This window comes from Aquidulcibacter sp. (assembly GCF_044346625.1).
GTDB lineage: Bacteria > Pseudomonadota > Alphaproteobacteria > Caulobacterales > Aquidulcibacteraceae > Aquidulcibacter.
Genome location: NZ_JBIIYV010000028.1, coordinates 1 through 19,512, shown reverse-complemented (window position 1 = coordinate 19,512; position 19,512 = coordinate 1). Strand labels below are relative to the sequence as shown.

The following is a 19,512-nucleotide window of genomic DNA, read 5'->3' as shown; positions in this document are numbered from 1 at the left end:
GTCTAGGTCAATTGACTTTGTAACGGTTTTGCATGGAACTAAAGTCTTAATGGTGCAGCTGTCTCCCGATCAAAGCCTCCGCGGCCCTAATTTCACCGCCCCAGTGGGCGGCGATGGTGGTTATATTTGGTGGTATCTCGATGCGGTAAGTGACGATGGCAAGTATGGTTTAACCTTGATTGCCTTCATCGGCAGTGTGTTTTCCCCTTATTATGCTTGGTCTGGCTGGAAAAATCCGTTCGACCATTGTGCGATCAATGTGGCCCTCTACCGATTGGACGGAGCAGGAGGCCGATGGGCCATGACCGAAAGGCGGGCAGATCAATTAGATCGCAGTGCACACCACTTTGCCGTTGGACCAAGTTCCCTTCAGCATACTGGAAGCGAAGTGGTGGTGGATATCTTTGAAGTTTGCATGCCTATTCCGTCACGCCTCAAGGGTCGTATACGGCTGATTCCTGAAGTTGAGACGCAAGCCAGTTATGATCTTGACCTAAACGGTCGGCATTCGTGGCGCCCCCTCGCGCCCAAAGCCCGCGTTGAACTTAGCTTTGACAGCCCAAACCTGTCTTGGTCGGGCGACGGCTATTTTGATAGCAATGCCGGCCAAGAGCCTTTGGAGCGGGCCTTTGCGCATTGGCATTGGGGGCGGGCCCACCGCGGGGAAGACTTGCGGCTGTTCTATGACGTCACCAATCGGTCCGGGCCAAGGCGCGCGACATTCCTCAAAGTAAGCCATGACGGGACGGTTTCAGAAACGTCACCAACCAAGCAACAGGGATTGGACAGAACTTTCTGGGGCATTGATCGCGAAGCTTGGTCCGATGGACCCGCGCCGGCTCGCGTGATCAAGACGCTGGAGGATACGCCATTTTATGCCCGCTCTGCACTAGAAAGCCGACTTGAGGGCGAGCGCGTCGTGATGATGCATGAAACCTTGAACCTTGATCGGCTGAAAATGCCGATCGTGCGGGCCATGTTACCCTTCCGTATGCCCAGAAGATTTTTCTAAAGCGGCTTTTTCCGCCTCGGCCTGTTTTTTGGCTTCTTCAGCTGCGATCCTTTTCGGTGATAGCGAGATGACCTGCCAAATGGCAAAGCCTAAAATCGCAATGCCGAAAAAAACCTCCAAGAGCAAAGGATTAAATGTCATCGGCTACGGCTCCCTGTTCGATCACGCATTTCAAGGTCCGAGAATAGATCCATGACCCAATTGAGATCGTCCGTCACACTTTGCTTGCGCTTGTTGGCTGGCCCAAAGCCCGGCGGGGACTGAACAATCGCCGCCACCAATGGCCTACCCACGCCACGGGCAATCGACAACTCGCCCTTCGGTGCCGGACGTGCCGCCCGCTGCATCGCTGCCCCAACCAGCCAAGCCTTGCGGGCAGCCGTGGTGCTGGCGCGCTTGGAAACTGAATCATAGCCTTGAGCACGAATGACTTTGCCAATCTCGGCATAGAGCAAGCGGGCAGCATAAATGGCAGGGCGAACGGTTGCGGGCAGGCGCGCGATGGCCTGGTCCGCGCGGCGGTAAAGTTCTTCTGCGCGCGCCAACAAGCGCTCCGTCAAAACAGCAATCGCTGGTGAAAAGTCAGGTTGGGAGAGCCAGGATTCAGGCTCAATCCCCACTTCTCGCAGCCAAGCACGCGGGATATAGAGCCTGCCCTGCCGGGCATCTTCACCGATGTCGCGCGCAATATTGGTCAATTGCATGGCGACGCCGAGATCACAGGCGCGCTCGACCATGGCGGCACCGCGCACGTCCATTAAGGCAGCCATCATCGCACCGACTGATCCTGCGACGCGCTCCCCATACTCTTCGACATCAGCCAAGGTTTCATAGGTGCGCTGTGCGACATCCCATTCAAAGCCCTCCAACAACGCATCAAACACCGCGCGTGGAATGCCATAAGCACGCACGACATCGGCAAGGCAGCGGTCGGCGGCTTCGGTCTGGGGACGGCCCGAATAAACGCCATCGAGGCGCCCGCGCAGGCGCGCAATCGCGTCACCTTGGCCATTCTCCACATCAACGGCATCATCAGACAAACGGCAGAAGCCATAAAGCGCATAGGCTGCTTCACGCAGCGCCTCGGGCAGCAGCAAGGACGCGGAGTAAAAGGAGTGTGACCCTGTTTTAATCAGGTCCCGGCACGCCGCTCGATCCGACGGGGTGGCATAGGTAGGGGTCCCAGCCATGGGCTCGTTCCTATCTAAGCTTTCGGCCGCGATACTCAGCATGCCCATCCAATCTGTTGTTTAAAGTTCAAAGTCCGCTCCCTGCAACTAATCATGGACTGAAAATCTAGGCAAGCACGCCATTAGCCCGCCTCCAAATACGCACCCTCGAACCACGAAATGTCCTGGGTGGAGACTTGGCCGAAAGTCTGTTGTTGCCGGATCGACAAAGCGATGATCGAGAACGCCGTGATCGGCATGGTGATAAAGGGCATTGGGTCACGGGCATCCCACGTTACATCTTGGGCGGTGCGCAGCACTTTTAAGCGCTCCCAATAATGGGGTCCTTTAAACATTGCGGCCTGAACCTCCGTCAGCGTCGGATAAAATTGCTGCATCAACGCCCTCTGTTTGAACCGGATCGGCTTGGCGCCCGGCTCAAAGATGGCCAGGGCCAAATCTTCGGTCTCAACGAAATGGACGCCGCTGGTCACACGGGGATTACATTCAATGGCCCAAGCTTTTCCCTCCTCATCAACGAAGAAGTCGAACGAGATGAAGCCAGTATGATTTTCTCGTTGCACAAAGGTTTTGACCCATTTTTCGATCGCCGGAAGTTCGACGCGCTCAAAAGCAACAGCGACGCTGCCGGTCATGACGGCCCCTTGATAGATGACATTGATCAAGACTTCACCAGCCTGAGCCATGGCAAAGGTGCTATATTGTTTGCCCTTTAACTGGACTTGCACGACCGCGCGCTCGGATAGGTTAGCAGCAATGGCGATCAAGGATGTGCGCGCCGCGTGCAAACTGACCGCACGGCCAGAGCACGAGAAAATTGGCTTGACGACAAAATCATGGGCGTCGGCGATCCCTTGTGCTTCAGGGCTTTCGATCAAGGCTGTTTCCGGGACATCCAAGCCATGATGGCGCGCTATTGCGGGAAAGCGCGCCTTATCGTGAAGCGCCAAAAGGCGGTCGACCGGCGGGGCATAGAGGCGGGTTTGCGCGGGCAGTCGCCCCGCTAAATGCGCCACATGCATGGTTTCCTCTGATAAAGGCAGGAGCAGATCTACCGCTTCATCCTCGATCACGCGCAGAAGTGCCGTCAGATAGGCTTCTTTACCCTTCGAGGGCGGCGGCACCTGAAAGCACTGATCGACGCAATTCGAGGCCCCGGTTAAGTGCGACTTGAAGGGCTCCGCCACCAGAACGCGCCAGCCGGCGGCCTTAAACGATCGCGCAAAGTCCAAGGCTTTGGGCAAGCGTCCAATGGTCAGCAAGACGGTTTTGCTCATGCCCGCACCGAAACTTTGATCATGACTTCTTGGGCCGGACGTGTCGTCAGCCGGGCGACGGGGCGCACAAGTTCTGGCTGTTGCACGTCAAAACGATACTTTCGCAAGATACGAGCAAGGATCAATGTCGCCTCTGTGGTGGCAAAGGCTGCGCCGACACACACGCGCGGGCCCGCCCCAAATGGGATGTAAGAGCCGGTCACAATCTCATGCTCACGTTCTGGCAAAAAGCGGTCTGGATCGAACAGATCAGGATTTGGCCACAAGGCCTGATGGCGATGCACCGCCCACGGCGCAATCATCACCATGGTCCCGCGCTTGATCTTCTTGGTCCCAATCGTGGTCGCGCGCGCCGCCACCCTCGGGATGAAGGTGATAGGCGGATAAAGCCGCAACGCCTCCTTAAACACGTTGCGGGCATAGGTGAGCCGCTTGACATGATCGAACTCAATCGGGCCGGTGCCGGCAACTGCCATGGCTTCAGCTTGAACCTTATCGGCGACAATGGGCTGCATCGCGGCTATGAAGAAGGCCCAGGTCAAGGCGCTGGCGGTTGTTTCATGCCCGGCCAAGAAGAACACACCTAATTGATCGATGAGCTCCTCGCGGGTAAAGTGGGTATCGGTCTCCAGATCGCGCGCCGCAATCACAGCGGCTGCGATATCATCAAATGTCGCCCCGGCCTCTAGATGGGTGTCGAGCAGACGACCGATATGGCCGCGAATCCGGGCGCAAGCCTCCAAAACATCGGCCCGTTGAGGGATATCATCAAAGGGCTTGCCGAAGATCAGACGCACCAATTCAACATGGGCGACACTGCGTTCAAAGAAGGCAAAGGACTCAAATACGTCTCGTGCTGTGTCATTGGCGAGGGAAGCCGAAAAAACGGTGCGGCAAATGATATCGGCGGTCAATTGACCCATGGCGAGGTCGAGTGACATCTCCTGCCCCGATGTGGCAGCGGCCTGCAGACGCGCCTCAAAATCATCCAATGCGCCGACCATAGACGGAAAGGCTTTGGCCAGTCGAATATGGGAAAAGGCCGGATCAATCATCCGCCTTTGTTGACGCCACAAGGACCCGCTGGACACAAACATGCTGTCGCCCACCAAGGGCGTTAGCGCGCCAACCATCAAATCATTCTTGGGAAAGATATCCTCAGGGTCCGCTAGAATGGGCTTGGTTAAAGCCGGGTCATTCACAATCTGGATGGAGCGACGCGAATAGCCCAATGGCCCCATCGGCAGTAAGTAAGCGTCAGCTGGCATCAGGCTCAACAGATCACCATCGCCTTGTCGGATCACCCGGATCAAGCTGGCCAATGGCCCCATAGGCGCGGGCCGAGGCGGGGTATAGACCGCGCTTTGAGCGTCAAGTTCGTCCACCGCCACCCTTCTACCTCAGCCCACTCATTTTGATCGCTCCGCAGAAAGCCGCGCTCAACCCCTTGAAGCCTAACGCTTGACGCGTCACTATGTCCAGCCCGCTAGACGCTTTCGACTGGATAGACAGTGATGCTTACCTTGTTTCACACGTTGGTTGCCATCCACATTGTGTTTGGAACGGTTGGACTGGTCAGCTTTTGGATCCCGGTTCTGGGCAAGAAGGGTAGCCGCAATCACCGACTGTTGGGTAAAATTTTTGCATGGTCGATTTTGGCCGCAGGCTCGGTGGCCCTGTTATTGAGCATTTGCACCTTGGTCGACCCCTTGGGGACCCACCCGCACCTGAAGGACCCCGTTTTTGTGCGGGGAATTTTTGGTGTGATGATGCTTTACTTGGCGGTTTTGACCATCAATCTCGCTTGGTATGGTCTTCAGACGATCAAGAATAAGGCCAATCATGCTGCCAATCGTCGGGGGCTAAACCTCGCGCTGCAACCCATTCTGGTCGCAACAGCCTTTGCCTGCGCCATAGAGGGTGTCTTGATTGGCCAGTATCTGATGGTGGGCATGTCCATCATTGGCTTTGCAACGGCGGGCACCAATTTGTTCTTTATGCTGAACCCCTTACCCGGTCCGAAAGTCTATTTGATGGAACATGTTAAAGCGATCGTGGGGGCTGGTATTTCGGTCTATACAGCGTTTGCAGCCTTTGGCGCGGTTCGCGTGATGCCCTCTATCGCTTTGCACCCAGGCCTATGGGCCATTCCTTTGGTTACCGGCCTTGCGATCATCCTCTACCATCACCGTCAAATCAGGTTGAGCCTGCGGGCTCGCGCAAACCAGACCGCAGGCGCGGCTTCGTGAAAGCCAAGAAGGTCATCGTCATTGGCGCCGGGATGGGCGGTCTTGCCGCCGCAATTGACCTTGCCAGGCTAGGCCATCAGGTTGAGGTGGTCGAGCGGGCTGCCACTATTGGTGGTAAGATGCGCCAAGTGCCGGTCGGGGATACCGCCATCGACGGCGGGCCGACCGTCTTTACGATGAAATGGGTGTTTGACGGCCTGTTTAAGGATGCGGGCCTCGCGCTCGATGATCACCTTGCCTTGCTGCCTGCGACAATTCTGGCCCGTCACGCGTGGTGCCAAGGCGGCAATCTGGACCTGTTTGCCGATCGCGACGCCTCTGCGGAAGCTATTCGCGATTTCGCGGGGCCCGCAGATGCGGCAGGCTATCTGGCCTTCTGCAAGCGCAGCGCCTCAATCTACGAGACTTTGCGCGGCCCGTTTATCGCAAGCCAACGGCCGAACCCTATCGAACTTGTTGCCCGCGTTGGCTTCGACAAGCTGGGTGCAATGTGGGAGACAGCGCCGCATCAGACGATGTGGGGAGCACTTGGGGCCTATTTCCGCGATTCACGCCTCAAGCAATTGTTCGGGCGCTATGCCACCTATTGCGGCTCATCGCCCTTTGCGGCTCCGGCGACTTTGATGTTGGTCAGCCATGTGGAGCAAGAGGGTGTTTGGCGGGTTGATGGCGGCATGGCCAAGGTCGCACAAGCTCTTGAGGCGTTAGCTATCAGCCAAGGGGTGACGTTCCATTTTCAAGCCGATGTGGAGCGGATTGAGGCTCGCAACGGGCGCGTCAGCGGAATTGCGCTGAAGAGTGGCTTGACCATGCAAGCTGATGCCATTGTGTTCAATGGCGACATCTCTGCCCTTGGCCGAGGTCTCTTGGGTCCCGACGCCGTCCCGGCGGCGAAGCCTGTCGCCCTGCCCCAGCGATCCCAGTCCGCCATCACTTGGTGCGCCACTGCCACCACCAGCGGTTTGGACCTGGCCCATCATACAGTCCTGTTTTCCAATGATTATAAAGCTGAATTTCAAGACGTCTTCGTCCGGCAGCGGCCACCGCAAGCCCCGACGATCTATATCTGCGCGCAAGACCGTGACGATGCGTGCACCCCACCCGATAGGCCTGAACGCCTGTTGATCCTGATGAATGCGCCTGCCAATGGCGACAGCCAAACCTATGGCCCAGAGGCTGAAGCCCAAGCCAAGGAAAGCGCGTGGGACATGATGGCCAGCTGTGGCCTGCGCCTATCTGTCGACCACGAACAAGCCACAACGCCACAGGGGTTTAATGCGCTGTTCCCAGCAAGTGGGGGTGCGCTCTATGGCCGGGCCAATCACGGACCTATGGCCAGTTTCCAACGGCCCGGTGCCCGCAGCGGCATCAAAGGCCTCTACCTCGCCGGAGGTTCTGCTCATCCGGGCCCAGGTATCCCTATGGCAGCTCTTTCCGGGCGGCTTGCTGCTGCCCGCCTCCAGGCGGATTTTCTGACCGATTAAGCCGTTTTGACTTTCGAAGCCCAAGCAGTTGCTGGCGGGATCAGGCGATCAATCACTTTGGCCGACGAGACCACCCCGGGCAGCCCCGCGCCTGGATGTGTTCCAGCCCCAACAAAATAGAGGCCTGGCACGTCTGAGCTGATGTTATGGGGCCTGAACCAAGCGCTTTGAAACAATTTAGGTTCCATGCCAAAGGCTGCACCATTGGTTGATAACAGGCGATCCTGAAAGTCTTGCGGTGTGAGCATATGGGACGAGATGATCGCGTCAGACAGGCCAGGCAATACGGTTTCTGCCAGACGTTGTTCGATCTTCTTGCGGTAGGGCTCTGCCATCCTTGCCCAATCAACGCCGCTCCCCAAATGCGGCACCGGGGCCAAGACATAAAATGCATCACAGCCTTCTGGGGCGAGGCTGGGGTCATTTGCCGTTGGGCGATGCAGATAGAGGCTGAAATCTTCAGCCAGCTTCTTTTTGGTGAAGATATCCGTCAACAACTCCTGATAGCGTGGCCCCAAAACCATGGTGTGCTGATAACAATCGTCAAACTTCCGGTTGGTCCCGAAATACCAGACAAACAAACTCATCGAATAATCGGCGCGCGCGATCTTCTCATCGGACCAAACCTTGCGCGGCTGATTGCGAAGAAGTTTAGAATAGGTCCAGCCCAAATCCGCGTTGGAAACCACGAGATCTGCGGGAACAATTTCCCCCGACGCCAAACGAACCCCCGCCGCCCGACCATTTTCTGTCAGAATTTCGTCGATTTCGGTATCATAAATCAGCTGATTGCCGTGACCTTCAATGAGGTCGACCATGCCCTTAACCAAGGCTCCGGTTCCGCCCAGGGCGTAATGAACGCCATAGGTACGCTCCAGATGGGCGATCAGGCAATAATAAGAGGTTGTCGCAAATGGATTGCCGCCAATTAGCAGCGGATGGAAGCTGAACGCCACCCGTAGCTTCTCATTCTTGAAGAATTCCGAGACCTTGCCATAAACAGTTCTAAACCCGCCCAGCCGGATCAAATCGGGCGCGGATTTGAATAGGGTGGACAGCTCATGAAACGGCTGGTCGACCAGTTTGGTGAAGGCTTCATCATAAATCGCCTCACTGGCCACCATATAGCGATCAAAGCCCGCAAGGTCGTCCGGCTCAAAGCGGGCAATCTGCTTGCGCATCGCATCGAGATCGGCTGTGGCCTCAAAGACGGTCCCATCATCAAAGCGGATCTTGTAAAACGGGTCGATACTGCGCAGTTGCACGTGGTCAGAGAGGGTCTTGCCACAGAGGTTCCACAATTCTTCAAAGATGAAGGGGGCAGTGATGATGGTCGGGCCAGCATCAAAGGTGAAGCCGTCTTGGCGATAGACATAACCGCGCCCACCCGGGCCATCGAGCTTTTCATAGAGGCTGACACGATAGCCTTTTGCGCCCAAGCGGATGGCGGCAGCCAGCCCCCCGAAGCCAGCGCCAATAACGATAGCGTGTGGGCGGGTGTCAGCGCGGGCTGAGGCGAAATCAGAAGGTCTTGTTGTAAAGTTCATTGGACAATTAAACCCGCAATTTGAGTGGGCGCAAGACCCAGCCCCTCCGGAAAAAGAGGAAACTCAAGGGCCGGCACATACCCTACCACAAACAGAACACCACAGGCCGTGCGGCAAACCATAGATTAATCCCGTTTGCCCTCAGGCAGGATAGATTTAGGTCGTAGAGGGCGCGAGAACAGCCAGTACCACAGCGGCAACAGCGTGTGGATTTTCTTCATGCGCCAGATGGCCCAGTTCCGGCATGTTGATAAATCGGGCTTCCGGCACTGTTTGGCATAGGGCTTGTGCGCTAGCCGGCGTCACGGCCGCATCCTTGGCACCTGAAAGCAGGTAAAGCGGCGTCTTTAGGCTGGCCATATTCTTGACTAAGGGGGCTAGGTTCCAATTGGCCATCATGCCGAGCAAGCCTGCAACATGGCCAGGGGCTGTAAACAAGTCGCGATAGCGCGCCAGCATATCGTCGGGAATGACTGAACCGGTGCTCCGCATCAGCCTCTCAATCCGTCGGCGATCTTTAGCCCCTTCTGCGACCGCATAAATGGTAATCGGGTTGAGGCCCAAGACGTGGGCAGCAACCGGGAAAAGCAGGGCGGGAAGGCCTTTAAAGGGCTGAAAGGCACCATTAATGGCAATAATGGCTTGGGGATGGATATAGCCCGCTAACGTCATTTCGGCTGCGATCGCTGCGCCAGCCGAATGCCCAATGACGATCTTGGGCTCAATGTCCAACGCCGATAACAAGTCTCGTAGCAGAGCGGCCATTCCGGGAAGGGACTGGCCAGTTTCTGGCGGTGTTTGGGTAAAGCCATGACCGGGTAGGTCTGGCATGATCAACGTATAATGCGCCGCCAGCAGTGGCACGATGCCAGCCCACGAATGACAAGACGAACCTGTGCCGTGCAACATCAGGAGCGGAGGTCCTTGGCCGATCGTCTGCAAATGCCATTTCTGATTGCCGACTTGAATGAAGCGACTGCTTTCACGATTTGGCCAATTTACCCCTTCACGGTTCCACTTTGGCTTCTGGTACATCAGGTCAGATCCGTGTGACTCAAGGGAAAATCAAAGCAGCCTTCAGCGGCAGGCTTGGTAAGTGGATCGACCATGTCCACAGTGTGGTCACCTGCAATTCGCATCAACGCGATTCTCGATTGTTCCACTACTATCATCCCGTGACCACCTAAAACACCGGCTTGTCGCTATACTGCCAGAGACAAGCACGCCAGAGCTACGACATGACAAGCCTGTTACCGATGGCAGGCACGACCGTTCAGGCGGGTCTTGGGAGAAAGAACAGCATGAGACGGCAAGGTTTACAATGGAAGTTTCACCCGCAACGGGACCTTCTTCTCGCCGAAGCGCACGCGCGGCCCTCCACCCCCGTGCAAGCCCCGCATTTGGCTTCCCGTATTGCCACCATGTCGGGCGAAGGTGGCGTGGGTGCCGACCGCGCCCATATGGCAGCCCTATGTCGCAAAATTGGTATGTCAGAGCCCGGACCTGATGCTCGTTGGTGTGTGGTGGACGGTGGAACTTGGCGGCTCCGGTGGGAACGACATACCGAAATCTCAACCTGGACTGTGTTTCGCGACAGCCCCACGACGCCTGACTTTATGTTTGAGGCAACGGCTTTAGACCTTCTGCCACAAGACTGGCTGGCCGACCTTCCCGGGGAAGTTTTGGGCGCGGCCCATGTCGTGGTGTCGACACTGGCACCCGACCATTTGCCTTTTGCCGATAGCGATATTATCGCCGCGCGGGTCGCAAACGGTTCGATTGATGTCTTCAGTGACTTTCGCCCGGGTCCTGATTCCTTCACGCGCTTTGTCATGGTGCAGTCTGACCCAAATCCTGTGACCGCAGGGCGGGTGCTACAGCAATTGTTTGAGATCGAGACCTATCGTCTGTTGGCATTACTGGCCTTTCCATTGGCAAACTCCACCTCTGTGACCTTGGCGCGCTTTGAAGCTGAGGCAGCGGCTTCGGCCATTCAAGTTGCCGATGAAGGCGGCGTCGAGGCAGACCGCAATCTCTTGTCGCGCCTTGCCGCTTTGGCGGGTGCGGCCGAAGCCATGGTTGGGGCCACCACCTATCGCTTTGCTGCCGCGCGTGCCTATGAAGGGCTGGTGCAAGAGCGGATCGGGCAATTGCGTGAACTGGCGATTGAGGGCCGTCCGACGATCTCTGACTTTATGGAACGTCGTTTAGCCCCTGCCATGCGAACCTGCGTTGCCGTCGGCGACCGCCAACGCGACGTGATCGAACGCATCGCTCGAACGACCCAGATGCTCAACACGCGGGTTGAAGTGGCCTCTGAAGCGATCAATGTAGGACTTTTAGCCTCCATGGATCGGCGTAGCCAAGAGCAATTGCGCTTGCAACAAACCGTTGAAGGCCTGTCGGTTGCTGCCATCTCTTACTATTCCTTGGGACTGATCCTATTCATGATGGAAGGCCTTTCTGAAACCATCTTCCACTTTAACGCCAAGGCGGCCACGGGGATTTCTGCCCCCGTCGTGGTTCTGGGCGTGTGGTTCATCTTGCGGCAATTGCGCAAGGATATGTCGCGCGAGAAATAGGGTGGGCGATTTCGATCGCTTTGCTCACTTCAGAGCAGCGGGGCAATTCTTGCTGCGCAAGCTGGGTTGTGCTCACCCGGCAGGTGGCAGAGGCCATACACCAAGAAAGAACAGCCATCCAACTCAATAGCTGGATGGCTAAAATCCGATAAACAAAGTCGCTTTCGACTTAAGCCGCAGCCGAAACCCGACCAAGTGCGCATTGTTGCCACAAGTCAGACAGGGCCGTTACCAAACGCTCAATATCGGCATCGCTGTGCAAGGGCGATGGCGTAATCCGTAGCCGCTCTGTGCCGCGGGGGACGGTCGGATAATTGATCGGCTGGATATAAATGCCCGACCGCTCAAGCAGCCAGTCGCTGATCATCTTGCATTTGACCGGGTCGCCAACCATCACCGGAATGATGTGGCTGTCATTGGCCATGCAAGGAATACCAACGGCCTCCAAGCGACGGCGCACGTGGGCCACGCGGTCTTGATGACGCTCGCGCTCTGCAGAACTTGCCTTTAGATGACGAATGCTGGCGCACGCGCCCGCTGCCACTGATGGCGGCAAAGCGGTTGTGAAGATAAAGCCAGAAGCAAAGCTGCGAATGAAGTCGCACAAGGCGGTGGAGGCCGCGACATAGCCACCGAAGACGCCAAAGGCTTTGCCCAACGTGCCTTCAATAACGGTCAGGCGGTCCATCAGGCCTTCACGCTCTGCGACACCACCCCCGCGCGGGCCATAAAGACCAACGCCATGGACTTCGTCGAGATAAGTCATCGCGCCATATTTTTCCGCGACATCGCAAATGGCGGCAATCGGGGCGATATCGCCATCCATCGAGTAAACGGACTCAAAGGCCACCAACTTAGGTTGTTCTGGCGGGAGGCTGGCCAGAACGTGCTCCAGATCTTCGGTGTCATTATGTTTGAAGATGCGGACTTCAGCGCGGCTGTGGCGAATGCCTTCAATCATTGAGGCATGATTGCCTTCGTCGGAAACAACAACGCAATTGGGGATCTTGCTGGCCAAGGTGCTCAACGCCGCCCAGTTCGACACATAGCCGGACGTGAACAATAGGGCGGCTTCCTTACCGTGCAAGTCGGCCAGCTCTTGCTCCAGCAAGATGTGGTAATGATTGGTACCTGAAATGTTGCGCGTGCCACCCGCACCCGCGCCACACCGATCGATGGCTTCATGCATGGCTGCGAGGACTTTGGGATGTTGGCCCATACCCAAATAGTCGTTCGAACACCAAACCGTCACTTCATGGACGCCATCATCGGTATGACGCGTCGCGCGCGGGAACTGGCCTGCGTGACGCTCGAGGTCAGCAAAAACACGATAGCGACCCTCGGCACGTAGTGCGTCCAGCTGGCTGTTGAAATAGGCTTGATAGTCCATGTTATTTCCCCTCCCGACAGCCTAGCGGTGCTTTCACCACCACCAAGCCGTTTGTTATCTGTTTGGCAAGCGACTTACCAAACGGGTTGCAGCCGAACATTGCTGGGTAGCTCATTCGAAAGTGTTGGTAATAGATAGAGACTGACGAAGGTCGCGCCGACTTGCGCAGTCCACCCCAGTCGTTTTAGGCCGTTCATGAACCCGCCCTGGGCTTTGGCAGCATCGATCTTATCTGAAAGGATGCGAAGACGCTCAAACCCGGCGCGGAAAACTGGATTATCGGTGTCTAGCATAACTGGGAAGACTTGCTTCGAAATCTCGGTCGTCAAGGAAAAGACCTGATAATCATAGTCGGTTGGATTCACCCCCAGGGCTTTGTGGAAAGCTGGGCGGGCGTGGTCGCGCACATACATGGTGGCATAGACCGACAATAGGAAGAACCGGATCCAAAGCTTATTGGCACCCTGCAACAAAGTTGGGTCAGCGCGCATGATCAGGGCGAAAGCCTCGCCATGGCTGAATTCATCATTGCACCATTCCTTGAACCAATTGAAAATCGGATGGAATTTGTGCTGCGGGTTGCGCTCTAATTGCCGGAAGATGGTGATGTAGCGCGCATAGCCAATCTTTTCGGATAGATAGACCGCATAGAAGATAAACTTTGGCTTGAAGAAGGTGTATTTTTTGGTCTTGGTCAAAAAGCCCAAATCGACGCCAATGCCAAAATCCTTTAGCGTTTCATTGATAAAGCCTGCATGGCGCGATTCATCGCGGGCCATATATTTGAACAAGGCTTTGATATCTGGATTGGTCACGCGCTTGACGATCTCAGCGTAAAGAACGCAACCGGAAAACTCCGAGGTGATGGAGCTGACCAGAAAGTCTACAAACTCACGACGCAATTCAGGATCCAAGTCATCGAGCCGGTTATCGAACGCAGCATCGCGCTTGAAGTGGCCGCGGCGTGGGTCGGCTGCCATGGCCGAAAGCATGTGATCCCATTCCTCACGAACCGAGGACACATCGATCTTATCCATCGCCTCATAATCGGTGGTGTAGAACCGCGGGCTCAACATCGTGTCGGTTTTGGCCAGTTGCGTGGTGTCGAGATAGGAATCGTCAAAAGTGGCTGCGTTCATGGCAGTTTCCCCGGTGTGAAGCTGACTTCATAGAGCTCAAAAAGCTCAAAGTAAGAGGCGACTTTGATCCAAAGTCTTTCAAGGGCGGTCGCGCGGATAATCTTGACACCCCGGTGCAAAGTGCAGGATTCACCAAACGACAGCCGGATCGGGGGTCCTTGGACAATCATCTTGTCGCCCGGTCCGAGGATGGAATCATCGTCCAGAGAGACATGGGCATGGAGGCTAGTCTCATCATGCTGAATCTCAATGGTACATGTTGTCACATGCGTCGCGCGCTTGAAGGCTTCAGGCCACTGAAGGGTCCAAAACTCGGGTTGCTGATGATGGAGATACGAATTGGTCATGCTCTCACCAGTTCCATCGCTTGCGACGTGTAAAAGCCACTGACAACACGGGCACTGCGGCCAACTTTCCAGCCAGCCATGCGGGGGTCAGAAGCCACCGACTTACGCAGGAAAGCCTCGCTGACAGGCTCAATCGCCGGTGCTCGGTCGGACCGTGGGAACAACAGGCCGACGGCGTGCATGATTGTCAATAACGGGGTTTTTGGCGCAAAGGTGAAGACGATTGAGCCCGTGCATCTAGATGCCAAGGATGCCAAAGCCGTCATGATTTCGTCGCGCGGGTAATGGATCAAGGAATCCATCGACACGATATGGTCATAGGAACCATGGGCTGGGTCCAACATGTCGCCAACGCGGAAATCAATTGTGCCCGGTGCTGGATCAATAGGGGCCCGTTCGCCAGCCACCGAAACAAGGCTAGCAGCGACATCAACCGCTACCACATCCGCGCCACGATGGGCGGCAATCACGGCCAAAGCACCCGTGCCGCACCCTGCATCAAGAATGCGCTTGGCGGTCAAGGATTCTGGCAACCAAGAGACCAAAATCTCGCGCATTTGGTCGCGGCCAGCCCGCACAGTTGCGCGGATTTTGCTGACAGGTGCCGTCGATGTCAGTTGCGCCCAGGTATCTGACGCCGTGCGGTCAAAATAGGTCTCAAGGCGTTGGCGGCGCTCAACATAGGTGGTGGTCAGCATGTCCAAAGCTCCCGATCAATCAAAGCCGAGGAAATCAAAGATATCGCGGTCCTTCATCGGCTCGGCCTTCAGTTCCTTCGTGCCGACCCACAACGAGGCAGCCAGACGAAGATATTCATTCTGAACTGCCTCGAGCTCGTGGGAGGGTTCCATTTCAAACAAGGTCGACTTCTTCAGACGCGACCGACGAATGACGTCGAGGTCCGGGAAATGCGCGACGCGTTCGAGGCCACAGGCGGCATTGAAGCGGTCGATTTCGTCGGTATCCTTGCTGCGGTTGGCAATTACGCCACCCAAGCGCACATCATAATTCTTCGACTTGGCTTTAATGGCTGCCAAAATCCGGTTCATTGCAAAGATGGAGTCGAAATCATTAGCGGTGACGATCAAGGCCCGCTCGGCATGCTGCAACGGGGCCGCAAATCCACCGCACACCACGTCACCCAGCACGTCGAAAATCACCACATCGGTGTCTTCCAACAGATGATGTTCCTTCAGAAGCTTCACGGTCTGACCGACGACATAGCCGCCACAACCCGTACCCGCTGGCGGACCGCCTGCTTCGACGCACATCACGCCATTATAGCCTTCATAGACATAATCTTCAGGGCGCAATTCTTCGCTGTGGAAGTCGACGCTTTCGAGGACATCGATGACGGTCGGCACAAGACGTTTGGTCAGAGTAAACGTGCTGTCATGCTTTGGATCGCAGCCGATTTGAAGAACGCGCTTGCCTAGCTTGGAGAAGGCGGCCGACAGATTCGAGGACGTCGTGCTTTTGCCAATCCCGCCCTTGCCATAAATGGCAAAGACCTTTGCTTTTCCAATCTGCAAATTGGGATCAAGCTCTACCTGAACGCTGCCTTCGCCATCACCACGCAGTGAGGGTGCGCGCGTGATCGGGGTCGCTCTGGGTTTCAGGCCGCGGGGTAGGTCTAATAGAGCCATGGGTACTTCTCCTAGGTCAGGCAGCGGCGGCTGCGATGCCTTCCAAATTGTCTTCAAGTTCATCACTGGCATTGCGGAGCGCTTCCAAAGTCGCGCTGTCGGGCTGCCAATAATTGCGGGCGTGGGCTTCCAGGAGGCGGTTAGCCATCCGGGCGGAAGCTTTCGGATTGAGGGCGGCCATGCGCTGGCGCATGACGTCATCGAGTACATAAGTCTCGCTGATTTTTTGATAGACCCAAGGCTGAACCTGTCCGGTCGTAGCCGACCAGCCCATTGTGTTGGTGACTTGGGCTTCGATCTGACGCACGCCTTCATAGCCATGCGACAACAAGCCTTCATACCAACGCGGGTTCAGCATGCGGGTGTGGGTCTCAAAGGTGACTTGCTCGGCCAATGTGCGGATTTTGCCGTCGCCTTGGGTTTGGTCCGAGATATAGACAGGCACATCGACGCCGCGGGCACGCTTGACCGCCTTGGTGATGCCGCCCAGCGTATCGACATAATGGTCAATCGTGGTGACGCCGAGCTCAACGGAATCGAGGCCTTGATAGGTCAGATCGACCGTTTTCAAAATGCCCTCCAGCACAGCCGACTGGCGCATGGGCGGGCCCTTGCGGCCATAAGCAAAGCATTTGCGGCTTTGATAGGCTTCGGCCAATTCATTCTCATCGGTCCAGCAGCTGGCATCGATCATCTGATTGACGTTGGCACCATAAGCCCCGTCGGCATTGGTGAAAACGCGCAGAGAAGCGGTTTCCAGATCACAGCCGCTCTCGGCTTGTTGGGCCAAAGCATGCTTGCGGATGAAATTCATGTCTTCCGCCTCATCCGCGCTTGCGGCCAGCCAAGCTGCCTCTGCCAACATGCGGGTCTGCAAGGCTAAGAGATCGCGGAAAATGCCCGACAAGGTCATGACCACGTCGATCCGAGGACGGCCGAGCTCTTTCAGCGGAATAAGCTCTGCGCCACACAGGCGGCCATAGCTGTCAAACCGTGGCCGTGTGCCCATCAGATAGAGCGCTTGGGAAATCGCGCTGCCTTCACTCTTCAGATTGTCAGAACCCCAAAGAACTATGGCGATGGTTTCTGGGAAGGCGCCGGTCTCATCCATATGACGGTCGAGCAGTTTACGGGCCTGCCGCGCGCCGTCATGCGTGGCGTAGGCGCTTGGCAAACGGAACGGGTCGAAGCCGTGCAGATTGCGTCCTGTTGGCAACACCGCAGGTGTGCGAACCAGATCCCCACCAGGTGCTGGACGGATATAGCCGCCATCCAGCGCGTGGATCAGCGACGACAGCTCATGGTCGGTTTCGAGAAGCTTATTGCTTTCAGCCAAGTGCTCCAGCCGCTCAATCAGGGTACGGTTGGATTTCATGCCAGCCGCTTCCAAGGCTTCAGCAGGCATCGCACCATGGACGAGCGACTCGATGACGGGGCGGGTCAAAGCCGCATCTGGCAAGCCATTGGCCATCGCCAAAAGAAGGTCAATGCGCTCCTCCACCGAAGGGGCTTGGCCAATCACATGCAAGCCTTCAGGGATTAGCGCGTCATTCAACTCACTGACGCGGGCTTGTAATATTTCAATCTCAACCGCGCACGGTCCACGCCAAGCAGGGGTAGCGGGTGCCAAGTCTAAAGCAGAGGCTTGAGTTTGGATGAGTTCAATCAGACTGTCGCGATCGGTTTGATCCGCACCCTTAGCCGCGTGCCAGCGTCCAATGCTTTCGCGTAAATCTTGCAAGCCTTTATAGAGGCCAGCTTGCACGATTGGCGGGGTCAAATAGCTGATCAGCGTGGCCCCACCGCGACGTTTGGCCAAAGCGCCTTCTGAAGGGTTGTTGGCCGCGTACAGATAGAAATTCGGAATGTCGCCGATCAATCGCTCTGGCCAGCAATCGCCCGTCAAACCGACTTGCTTGCCGGGCATGAATTCCAACGCGCCATGGGTTCCAAAGTGCAGAATAGCTGAGGCCGCAAAATCCTCGCGCAAATAGCGATAGAAGGCGGAGAAAGCATGGGTTGGGGAGAAGCCCCCTTCGAACAACAGGCGCATGGGATCGCCTTCATAGCCAAAGCCTGGCTGCAGGCCGACAAAGACTCGCCCGAATTGTGCGCCAAGAACGAAGATGGAGCGCCCGTCACTGAGCTGCCGACCAGGCGCTGGGCCCCATTGGCCCTCGATTTGGGCCAGGTGCCGCTCGCGGCGGACGTGATCATCCACGGGAATGCGGATATGCACATTCGCGTCCGTGCCAAACCGGGCTGCATTGCCGATTAGAAGGCGATCGCGAAGCGCATCAACCGAGGCCGGAACCTCGACGTCATATCCTTCAGACTTCAGGGTTTGCAGCGTATTGTAGAGGGACGAGAATACCGCAAGATATGCGGCCGAGCCAACCGAACCTGAATTGGGCGGGAAGTTAAATAGCACAACCGCCAGGTTCCGCCGTGAACGCTCTGAACGGCGCAATTTCACCAGCTTGGCGACCCGGTCGGCCAAAGTCTCGGCCCGCTCGGGGCAAGCGCGCATTTTGGCTGGCCCGGTTTCTTCCTCGAACGTGCACCCATAGCTGCAGCCCGTGCAAGCCACACCTTTTCCATCCGAGCGGCCACCATACACCACAGGAACGGTTGCGCCGTCCAATTCGGGGATAGCGATCATGATGGTGGACTCAACAGGGTTTAGACCCATGTGAGAGCCGCCCCAGCCTTGCAGCGTTTGAAATTCCAGCGGCTGTGCCGAGATGTAGGGTACATCAAGTTCGGACAAGACTTTTTCGGCCGCAACGGCATCATTGTAAGCAGGGCCGCCAACCAGCGAGAACCCAGACAGAGACACGATGGCGTCAACGCTAACCCGCCCATCGCGCATGAAGAATTTTTCAATTGCCGGACGGGCGTCAAGGCCACTAGCGAAAGCAGGGATCGCTTTGAGGCCGCGCGCCTCCAAAGCCTCAATCACACCAGCATAATGTCCTGCGTCATCGGACAGAACATAGGAACGTAGCAGCAGAACGCCGACAGTTCCGTTGATTTCGCGATTGAGTTTTGGCAAATCCTCTAAGCGTTCGCTGATGCGATTGTCCGCATGGGGATGAAATAGGCCGACTTCTGGATAATCGATTGGTGCGGCTGCATGCATCTTCAAGCGCAAGGCACGCCGTTCCCCATCTGCGTAGCGCCCGATGAGGTTCTGGACCATCGACACAACATTTTCTTGCGAGCCCGACAGCCAATATTGCATGGTCAGAAAGTAGTTGCGCAAGTCCTGAGCTGGACCTGGAATATATTTCAAAAGCTTAGGCAAACGACGCAGCATGGCCATTTGGCCAGCGCCTGAACTACCGCCTGCTTTGGTCTTTGTGCCCCGCATGCGTTTCAGCATGGCCAGCGGCCCCTTATCAGAGCCGTTCATGCTGAAATTACCAAGCTTGGTCATTTTCACGACTTCGCCGGCTGACATGATGCCGATCAGCGCATCGCAATGGTCACGGCGCGCAGCCAAAGCTGGCAAGACAGCTTGGATATGCTCGTCGATAAACATCATGGAGACGAGGATAATATCGCCTTTCGCGATGTCGCGATGACACGCTTCAAGCGACCCGGCCTTGTCAGCCCAGTCGGTGGCGGCATGCATGACAAGTTCAAC

General features: G+C 56.4%; 16 protein-coding genes. 4 read left to right on the top strand and 12 right to left on the bottom strand.

Features of this window, described 5'->3' with window-relative positions:
• The first annotated feature begins 49 nt into the window (after positions 1-49).
• Entirely contained in the window at positions 50-1,012 is a 963-nt protein-coding gene (locus ACIQ20_RS08800) for a hydratase (RefSeq protein WP_395779434.1), read from the top strand.
• On the opposite strand, the gene ACIQ20_RS08795 is transcribed toward ACIQ20_RS08800, so the two are convergent.
• The 4 genes from ACIQ20_RS08795 to ACIQ20_RS08780 form a co-directional block, all read right to left on the bottom strand.
• Complete coding sequence (locus ACIQ20_RS08795) at positions 980-1,153, bottom strand: hypothetical protein (protein WP_395779432.1); 174 nt, start codon at positions 1,151-1,153, stop codon at positions 980-982. The two genes, ACIQ20_RS08800 and ACIQ20_RS08795, sit on opposite strands and share 33 nt — an antisense overlap.
• Entirely contained in the window at positions 1,150-2,202 is a 1,053-nt protein-coding gene (locus tag ACIQ20_RS08790; protein WP_395779430.1) for a phytoene/squalene synthase family protein, read from the bottom strand. The genes ACIQ20_RS08795 and ACIQ20_RS08790 overlap by 4 nt, the downstream gene beginning before the upstream one ends.
• A gap of 122 nt (positions 2,203-2,324) precedes the next feature.
• Positions 2,325-3,479, bottom strand: a complete 1,155-nt coding sequence (locus tag ACIQ20_RS08785) for an ATP-grasp domain-containing protein (RefSeq protein ID WP_395779428.1) — start codon at positions 3,477-3,479, stop codon at positions 2,325-2,327.
• Complete coding sequence (locus ACIQ20_RS08780) at positions 3,476-4,864, bottom strand: cytochrome P450 (protein WP_395779426.1); 1,389 nt, start codon at positions 4,862-4,864, stop codon at positions 3,476-3,478. Before ACIQ20_RS08780 ends, ACIQ20_RS08785 begins: the two co-directional genes overlap by 4 nt.
• A 129-nt stretch (positions 4,865-4,993) precedes the next feature.
• On the opposite strand from ACIQ20_RS08780, the gene ACIQ20_RS08775 reads away from it, so the two are divergent.
• Complete coding sequence (locus ACIQ20_RS08775; protein WP_395779424.1) at positions 4,994-5,728, top strand: hypothetical protein; 735 nt, start codon at positions 4,994-4,996, stop codon at positions 5,726-5,728.
• A complete protein-coding gene (gene crtD / locus ACIQ20_RS08770; RefSeq protein WP_395779422.1) occupies positions 5,725-7,212 on the top strand; it encodes a 1-hydroxycarotenoid 3,4-desaturase CrtD in 1,488 nt (495 codons plus the stop codon). The genes ACIQ20_RS08775 and crtD overlap by 4 nt, the downstream gene beginning before the upstream one ends.
• Here crtD and ACIQ20_RS08765 read toward each other — a convergent pair.
• On the bottom strand, positions 7,209-8,759 hold the full coding sequence (locus ACIQ20_RS08765) for a phytoene desaturase (protein ID WP_395779420.1): 1,551 nt from the start codon (positions 8,757-8,759) through the stop codon (positions 7,209-7,211). The genes crtD and ACIQ20_RS08765 overlap by 4 nt on opposite strands.
• Before the next feature lie 156 nt (positions 8,760-8,915).
• Positions 8,916-9,794, bottom strand: coding sequence for an alpha/beta fold hydrolase BchO (bchO, locus tag ACIQ20_RS08760; protein ID WP_395779418.1), 879 nt, complete (start codon positions 9,792-9,794; stop codon positions 8,916-8,918).
• Between the two features lie 266 nt (positions 9,795-10,060).
• Here bchO and ACIQ20_RS08755 point away from each other — a divergent pair, with 266 nt between their 5' ends.
• The gene (locus ACIQ20_RS08755) at positions 10,061-11,341 is read left to right on the top strand and encodes a DUF3422 family protein (protein ID WP_395779416.1); all 1,281 of its coding nucleotides are present in this window, start codon (positions 10,061-10,063) and stop codon (positions 11,339-11,341) included.
• Between the two features lie 169 nt (positions 11,342-11,510).
• On the opposite strand, the gene hemA is transcribed toward ACIQ20_RS08755, so the two are convergent.
• The 6 genes from hemA to ACIQ20_RS08725 form a co-directional block, all read right to left on the bottom strand.
• Positions 11,511-12,731 (bottom strand): 5-aminolevulinate synthase, encoded by a 1,221-nt coding sequence (hemA, locus tag ACIQ20_RS08750; RefSeq protein WP_395779414.1) that lies wholly within the window; start codon positions 12,729-12,731, stop codon positions 11,511-11,513.
• Positions 12,732-12,805: 74 nt separating this feature from the next.
• Complete coding sequence (gene acsF, locus ACIQ20_RS08745; protein WP_395779412.1) at positions 12,806-13,870, bottom strand: magnesium-protoporphyrin IX monomethyl ester (oxidative) cyclase; 1,065 nt, start codon at positions 13,868-13,870, stop codon at positions 12,806-12,808.
• The gene (locus ACIQ20_RS08740; RefSeq protein ID WP_395779410.1) at positions 13,867-14,217 is read right to left on the bottom strand and encodes a hypothetical protein; all 351 of its coding nucleotides are present in this window, start codon (positions 14,215-14,217) and stop codon (positions 13,867-13,869) included. Before ACIQ20_RS08740 ends, acsF begins: the two co-directional genes overlap by 4 nt.
• Complete coding sequence (gene bchM, locus ACIQ20_RS08735; protein ID WP_395779408.1) at positions 14,214-14,915, bottom strand: magnesium protoporphyrin IX methyltransferase; 702 nt, start codon at positions 14,913-14,915, stop codon at positions 14,214-14,216. The genes ACIQ20_RS08740 and bchM overlap by 4 nt, the downstream gene beginning before the upstream one ends.
• Before the next feature lie 15 nt (positions 14,916-14,930).
• Positions 14,931-15,863, bottom strand: a complete 933-nt coding sequence (gene bchL, locus ACIQ20_RS08730; protein ID WP_395779406.1) for a ferredoxin:protochlorophyllide reductase (ATP-dependent) iron-sulfur ATP-binding protein — start codon at positions 15,861-15,863, stop codon at positions 14,931-14,933.
• A gap of 16 nt (positions 15,864-15,879) precedes the next feature.
• Positions 15,880-19,512: magnesium chelatase subunit H (locus ACIQ20_RS08725; RefSeq protein WP_395779404.1), on the bottom strand; the 3,633-nt coding region annotated here is incomplete at its 5' end.